Source organism: Anabaena sp. UHCC 0451, from assembly GCF_034931405.1.
GTDB lineage: Bacteria > Cyanobacteriota > Cyanobacteriia > Cyanobacteriales > Nostocaceae > RDYJ01.
Genome location: NZ_JAYGHA010000067.1, coordinates 1 through 6665 on the forward strand (window position 1 = coordinate 1; position 6665 = coordinate 6665).

Consider the following 6665-nt stretch of genomic DNA (forward strand, 5'->3'; position numbering starts at 1 on the left):
TTTTATTGCCAGTTCTATCTACCCCAGATAGTTTCTTTTGGCTTAAAATTCCTGAATATCAGGCAACTTCTGAAACTGTAATGTCTATAAAATTTTGGTGAATATCTCTATTTTGAGTATCATTCTTTTTGGAAATTGCCTCTTCCACAAGTTTTGCTACCCATTCCATCACTGCTAAATCTGACTTTTTAGCAGCATCTTGTATTAATGGTTGTAAGTGTGCTGGCAGTTGTAAAGTGAGGTTAAAAGTTTCTCGTAACGGGACTAAATTATTTCTGACTTCAGATGATTCTCCAAAGCGATAAGTCCAGTATTCACATTCTGCACCCCGTTGGTTGCCATCTTTCTCAACAAAACTTAACTTACCTAAGCGATCGCAATAAAAACTTTGGTGATCATCTTTTATCAACTCTTGACTAGAATGACGGCAATTCCAGCAACTACGGTTTAATGATTGCTCAGAATTATCAGTTGATTGCTGTTGTTGCTCAAAAGAGTGCTTTTGCCTAGATTTATTTGCTGAGTTCTCACGATGGTACTCTCTGGCTACTTGGGCAACATGATCAGCTGTAACTTTTCCATTGGGGGCTGTAGAAACTGCTTTAGCCCAAGCTTCGCGTTGTTTTTCTGGGGGTAGTGTTACTAAAGGTCTGATTTGGCGTTCGTTCGTAGGCAGAATTTGATTTTGTGATCCATGGGTCACATTTACAAAACTTTGTGATCCACAAGTTATAGTTTCAGGATTTTGTGATCCATGGATCACATTTACAAAACTTTGTGATCCACGGGTCACATTTTCATAAACCAATGCAGCTTGTATCAAGCGATAAGCAGACCGTCGGGACATTTCCCAACGGTTCAGGCAATATTCATCAAAGGTTTTGTAACTTTGCCGATAAAGCTGTTTATCTCGAATTTGACCCAAAGATTGTCCGATGTCCCAAAAAGCTCTTAAACCCTTTTCAATTCTGTCCTCTAATCTACCTAGTTCGACTGTTATGGCTTCGCCACGCAGGCTATCACCTTCATTCAGATGATCCGCGCTGTTTGATAGGTATTGATTAGCTGCCTGATTTTGTTCAGAGTTCGTCTCTAACCCTATTGGCTCAATATCTTCGGCAACAGTAAGATTTTGTGTATCCAAAAAAGTGGTAGAATTAGAAGATAACCCTGCTTGGTTCTCTCCTCCATTCATAGAGACTCGATTTAAGTCTGTTGTGTACGTCATAACTTTAGATTTGAGAGTGATGACACCTTGTTTATTGATAGATGCTTTCTCAAGTAGATTTTGTTACTTGCCCCCTGCAATATTAATAATCTTGCACAGCGCAATATAAGTTGCATCTAAATTTATAATTTCTTAACAATTGATGTTGACTAAGGTGGCACTAGGTCTCCCACTAAAACAGATGCAATAACCATTTCTATTCGATGCAGTTCAAGTTTTCATATAGCGGACTGGAGTTTTATAAAATATGCTTATATATACTATAATATTTACTGAGAAAGGCTTTGTCTTTATTCACTCAATCGCACACTGCCATAATCCTCTTTTATCAACATTAGATAAATTAATGAAGTTGCGTTATTTTAGCCAACGAAGAATTAAGGTTTTACCCTACTTTGACCGAAGAGGGATAAGTACGTAAAGTATGGAAAATTTCGTAATTGCTCAATAATTTAGGGCAAAAATGATTGTTCACTCCCCCCTCTAAAATTGTTGAACCCCTTGATTTATTGTTGAAGATAGGTGAAGAGAGCGAGCTAATGGGTAAATAGCTCAAGAAAAACCTCAAAAGACGCAAAATCGTTACCGATACGGTAGTTCTTCCCTAATTATTGAGCTAATACAAAATTTTAACTTCTTACCTAATAAGGGTGATAAAATGTATTTCTTAGGAACAGCCCAACTAGAATTGAGTAGTTAGGCACAATTTAATAAAAAACCTCTCTTCAAACCTTTATCTTGTGATATAAGGAGCTTTCACTTCCTTTTCAAGGAGTCGGAGGGTTAGGTTTGTCATATTTTTTATCGCTTATTTACTTACAACACCTGTTAGGGATGAATGAAACATATCGTGTTCTTATAATGATTTACCTGTTACCTGTTTGATTAGAACATTATTTGTCTTCGCCAATCCTATCAATTAAGTAAGTAAAACGTGCGATAAAAATTAACTGTTGTACTTGTTGAAAAAGCAAAAGTAAATTTTATAACTGGTAGAACCAGGTTTTCTACTATGCAAAAACGTCATAAACGATTGGTCGAGTTAATTGAACATTTATTAAAAGAAGGCTGGACTCAAACAACTTTATCTGTAGAAATCGGTGTTGATTTTTCAACTGTATATAGATGGTTGAAAGGTAAAGCCATTCCCGAAACTGACTCTAAAAATTTCTTGCGTTTAGCAAAATTGAGTGGTGGTGATAGTGAAACTCTGGAACAATACTTAGAAGGTTATATATCTCTATCTACTTACCTTCAAAATTTTGATTTGGACAAAAACTCATTAAATACTGTTACAACCAGCAATAAATATCCTGTTGAACAAATTAAGAAGGAAGTCATGGCACGAATTTATACCCTAGATCCAGTAGATATTGCTGATATAATCAACACAAGTGTAAAATTTTTAGCAGAAAGTAGCAAACCAGCTATAAGAGCATAAGCTAATTATTAATAGTATAGCTTGTGCTGTTAATTGTACCACTACCAAAAGATATAAAAAAGGTATCCCCTCAATAATTTGGGGGAGAGAGTTATTCAGGCATCCATGAGTAACCAAAAGAATTTAGAGAAGATTGTTCACGAATAATAGTTGCCAAAGAGGGAATATTGCCAAGTTGAGAAATGCGGTCACGCACATACTCAAAAAAGCTGATTCCTAACTTACGAGTAGTAGCAACAAGAGACATAAAAGTATCCCAAGCCTGAGTCCCTTCAAGAGTTTGAGTGGCATAACTAATATTACGGCGCTGCACCATCGTCCTGGCAGCTAACTCCGCCGGATTATTGTGCAAAGGCAATTCAGGATGCTCCAATACTAAAAGCAACTCTGAACTTTTGAGCAAAGTTAATCGTTTTCGTTCATCTAATTGTTGATAACCACTTTTAGTATCAAAAAGTTTCCAAAACTCAGACCGGAGTTTTTCAGCCGTTTGCTGACTGGGTGCATCTTTGTAAGCCAGCAAGTCTCGGTAGTAATCCCAGAAATCATCCAAGAAGTCATCAAGAGCCTTTTGATGACAAGCAACATAAGGAGTCAATTTCTTGTAATGTCGTCCTTCATGCACCCAGCACAAAGCTATACTATCAGTCAGGAGCTTGAACTGAGGAGCATCATCACAAACTAAAGTTTCTACCACTGGCCAATCAGTTTGTTGATGATAGAAAGCAATGGCTGCTGCTTCTGTAATCCGAGTCCTTTGCTGAGAACCCAGTTTAGATAGATATGTATCAAGTAGGGCATTAAACTCTGCCTCAGTGAACACAGTTTCTTGCGGTAATAATTTGAGTGCGGTTTTCCATTTTGTTGGTATTTGGAAAGCCTCCAACAAATCATAAGTAAGTTGATTCAGGATTAACTCCAGTTCCCGTTCGTTTTGCAAGACTCTCACCACACTTAGTCTATCTTTGGAGGCAGTGGTCAGGTAGATTGTATATAAAGGGTTGCACACTACATTAGTGGTGTAATTCACTCCACCCACCCGCGCACCAGTTTGGTCAAAGTGTTGCCAAGGACTACTCTCTAGTCCCGACGCATATATTTCACTTTTCTCGGTTTCAAATTCAGTCTGGTTTTTAATCAGTAAGTTCGATAAATATCCGGCTGAGATGGATATGCCAATATCTTCTAAAAACTCTAATAATTTACCTTGGGTCATGTTCCCCCCGTAGTATAGGCTAATCACTAAAGCTTTTATTCCAAGTCCGAATTCTCCTTCATAACCACAAGGTAGTTCGGCTAAATAGGTTTTTCCTGCTGACGGTGAGTAGTATTTCTCTTTCCGAAATAGTACGTTGTCTGTTTCCAGGATGATGTCTTGGATGATTACTTCTTGATACCCTTTAAACTCTGCGTCTGCTGGCAGTTTGTCTTGGGGGTACTTTACTATTTCTTCTCTATCTATTTTAATAGTCTCGTTCTTACTGCCTTTGCTGTGCTTTTTTGGAGTTTTTCGCTCTTTCTCTGATGACTGATTGTTGGTAAACCCTTTCTTGTTGGCTTTGATGTCTGGCTTACCTTGTTCTCCTTTGAGACGGTTGTTTTCGTCTTTTAACTGTTGATTTTCTGCTCGTAATTCTTTAACTTCTGCTTGTAATTGTTCTATTAAGTTCAGTAATATTTCTACTGTCCGACGCATTGATTCGTCTGCAATCCCTTTTGGCTCGATGGTTTGCAGTATCTCCTCTCCTGATTTCTTACTCGAATCTAGTTTTTGCGTCATGTGTCATATTCTATTATATTCTGTGTCCCTTGCTTACCTTTTTTTCTCTCCTACCCCTACTTATTGAGCGGATACCTTTTAGCCTTGATGGGCAAATGATTGCTTCTGCTGATTGGGATGGCACAATCAAACTTTGGAATCGTGATGGTCAACTACTTACAACTTTAGAAAAACGAAGTAATAAAGTTTCCAGTATTAGCTTTAGTCCTGATACTCAAATACTTGCTGCTGCCAGTAATAAAGGAGTAATTTTATGGAACTTCAATTTAAATGACTTGGTAGTACGTGGTTGTAGTTGGTTACATGATTATTTAATGAATAACTCTAATGTTCAAGAAGAGCAGAATTTCTGCAATGACAGATGAATAAGTAGTAAGTAATAGACCTCCTACAAAAATATTTTATGATACAATATAGCTATATAGGGGTCAACCGTGATCAAACTGGCTATTTTATAGGCTAACTGATTCAGTTATGGGGTTCGATTTTTTCCTGGATTACTTCTTCAATCTCTGCTAGTTTCTTGCGAAGGACTTCCTGAAACTCCATTAATTGAGAAACCTCAACTTTCTTCAGCGCGTCCCCAGAAACTTTATACAAAGAGCGTGTTGCCGTAGTCATTGGTTTAACTTGTTTTTCGATTTTTTCAGCGTCGGTACTTTGTGAAGCGATCGCTTCAGTTACTAATTGCCGTGTTTTTTGCACAGATAATTTTTCTGCTAACACCTTTTGGGTGATATGGGTTCTAATTTCTTCTGCCTCTGATTCTGGTACTCCCAAATTTTTCGCTGACAGTTTTTGTAACGCTATGGCATGAACACCTTTAAGACCAGAAGACCTAATTGCAGCTTTCAAGTCTTCCGCTAAAGTAAGCATCGGAAAAATATTAGCATCAATAGAAGCGGGATTGAGTTGTAAATCTAAAAGTACAGTGAAAATTGCCGCTTCTCGTTCATCTAAGTCCAAAATAGCTAAACCTTGTTGTTGCTCTTCCGGTGTTACCGTAATCAGTCCAACAACAGAATTCATTCGTTTTTGTGCATTCAACCGTCGCACTACTGTTGAGAGAATACGGGGAATATCTTGAGGTTCTAAACCAGTATTAATTGCCAACTCCCGCACAATGGCTTCAGCTTTATCCAGAGGATTGAGGTCTTCCCGATGTAAAGAAGTAATTAAAGCTTTACGATGCAAAGCATCAGGTTCAGGAATAATCACAGCTTGCAGATTTTCCCAACCCAAGTTTTTAGCACTGCGCCAACGTCGTTCACCATCAAAGATAACTAAGTGTTCCCGTTGAATTAAAATAATTGGTTCTAGTTGTCCATCTGATACCAGAGAACGAGACATAGACTCAATACTTTCTGATAAAAATGTTTGTCTCGGTTGCTCTGGGTTGGCTTGAATTTTTTCTAAAGAAATAGATTGGATGCCTGATTGTGACTGAAGTTGCGCCCTGAGAGTTTGTAGCTGAGTTTCTAACTCACTTGATCCTTGAGAGCGAAGTTCTTCTATTTCGGCTTTTAGGCGTTGAATTTCTGCCTCAGCTTCTGATAATTGTTGGGATTGCTTTGCGCCTGAAAAATAGTTGGTGAGGTCAGGAGATTTGCGGGTGGTCATAAGTTAGCACAGATTTAATTTGCACATTGAGACAATGATTGAGCAGGGGAGAGGATTTAAAACTTGTAGCCAAAATCAAAAAGGTACAACTTTTGGGTGTGACAGATTAGTTAAACTTTGACGCTTTCTTTACTTTTGCTGCCAATTAAAGTGGCTAATTTTGAAGCAATTTCTTTAAAGTCATCCTTTGCTTGATGACTAGGACGGTGAATAGCTAATGGTAATCCTTGTCCACTGGCGTTAACAAATTCAGCACTATCCCGAATTTCTGAAAAAGCATGGATATTCATCTGCTCTAATTGAGATGGTAAAGCAGCCAACATTTGTCTATGGGCGGCACGTCGAGCATCGTATTGGTTGGGAACAAAGCCGAGAATTTCTGGTGTGGGTTTTAAGCGTAAATGCTTGCAATGGTAGTAATACCATTCCAGTAAATGAGCCGCTCCTTGAATTGATTTTGGCTCTAGCTGGACAGGGATAATTATGTGTGTACTGGCTGCTAGTGCCATTAAAGGTAATGGACCCAGGGTAGCTGGACAATCAAAGATCATCAAATCATGTTCTAGAGGATAGTCAGTTAAGCGATCGCCTAATAA

The 6665-nt window shown here is 38.2% G+C and carries 6 protein-coding genes; 2 read left to right on the forward strand and 4 right to left on the reverse strand.

All coding sequences use genetic code 11. From position 1 onward, the window contains the following. Positions 1 to 58: 58 nt before the first annotated feature. The gene (locus tag VB694_RS25080) at positions 59 to 1228 is read right to left on the reverse strand and encodes a hypothetical protein (RefSeq protein ID WP_323363040.1); all 1170 of its coding nucleotides are present in this window, start codon (positions 1226 to 1228) and stop codon (positions 59 to 61) included. 1012 nt (positions 1229 to 2240) lie between these two features. Between VB694_RS25080 and VB694_RS25085 the strand changes: the two genes are divergently transcribed. Continuing rightward, positions 2241 to 2669: a helix-turn-helix domain-containing protein gene (locus tag VB694_RS25085; RefSeq protein ID WP_015364282.1), complete on the forward strand. Its 429-nt coding sequence runs from the start codon at positions 2241 to 2243 to the stop codon at positions 2667 to 2669. A 91-nt stretch (positions 2670 to 2760) separates the two neighbouring features. On the opposite strand, the gene VB694_RS25090 is transcribed toward VB694_RS25085, so the two are convergent. Continuing rightward, complete coding sequence (locus tag VB694_RS25090) at positions 2761 to 4449, reverse strand: IS66 family transposase (protein ID WP_323363041.1); 1689 nt, start codon at positions 4447 to 4449, stop codon at positions 2761 to 2763. A gap of 29 nt (positions 4450 to 4478) precedes the next feature. Between VB694_RS25090 and VB694_RS25095 the strand changes: the two genes are divergently transcribed. Next, entirely contained in the window at positions 4479 to 4814 is a 336-nt protein-coding gene (locus VB694_RS25095; RefSeq protein WP_323363042.1) for a hypothetical protein, read from the forward strand. A gap of 103 nt (positions 4815 to 4917) precedes the next feature. Here VB694_RS25095 and VB694_RS25100 read toward each other — a convergent pair whose 3' ends face one another. Then, positions 4918 to 6069 carry a ParB/RepB/Spo0J family partition protein gene (locus VB694_RS25100; RefSeq protein WP_323363043.1) on the reverse strand — a complete coding sequence of 384 codons (1152 nt, stop codon included), beginning with the start codon at positions 6067 to 6069 and terminating at the stop codon, positions 4918 to 4920. A 110-nt stretch (positions 6070 to 6179) separates the two neighbouring features. Further along, positions 6180 to 6665 (reverse strand): ParA family protein (locus tag VB694_RS25105; protein WP_323363044.1); only part of this gene is annotated, 486 nt, incomplete at its 5' end.